Source organism: Stappia sp. BW2, assembly GCF_008107695.1.
Taxonomy (GTDB): domain Bacteria; phylum Pseudomonadota; class Alphaproteobacteria; order Rhizobiales; family Stappiaceae; genus Roseibium.
The window spans coordinates 1-509 of record NZ_VIRG01000071.1; the positions used below are offsets into that span (position 1 = coordinate 1).

Consider the following 509-nt stretch of genomic DNA (forward strand, 5'->3'; position numbering starts at 1 on the left):
TGTCCAGACTGCGAATAGGCACTTCACCACCGGCGTTGAAGCTGGCCTGCTCGCCGGAAAGCGTGGTGAGGTTGGGGTTCGCGAGCGTGCGCACCGCGCCTTTGGACTCGAGCGCCTCTATGATCAGGTCGACCTTGATGTTGCTGTCGATGACGCGCGTGATAAGCGCTCCGAAGGGCGCCGAGTTGGACAGGAGGCCGCTGAGCAGACCGCCCGGTCCGAGCACGACACCGTCCTCGTCAACGGCAGCAACACCGGTACCGGTACGGGTTGTGCCATCGCCGTTCCTGCTTTTGATCGACACGCCGAGGTCGCGGCCGGTGTTGCGCTTGGCTTCCAGCACGCGCACTTCCAAATTGACCTGCTGGCTGTCGTCGACGATGACGGAGTTGATGACGGCATCGGGTCCATATTGCTGCGCAACCGCCATGATCGCCGCCAGCGTAGCGCCATCTTTCACATGCCCGCCAAGCCTGACCCTGCCATTGACCGAGCCCACGAGACTGCAG

1 protein-coding gene is annotated in these 509 nt (G+C 63.1%); it reads right to left on the reverse strand.

The annotated features are described in order from the left end of the window. Positions 1 to 509 (reverse strand): secretin GspD/PilQ domain-containing protein (locus FMN63_RS27565; protein ID WP_502706279.1); only part of this gene is annotated, 509 nt, incomplete at both ends.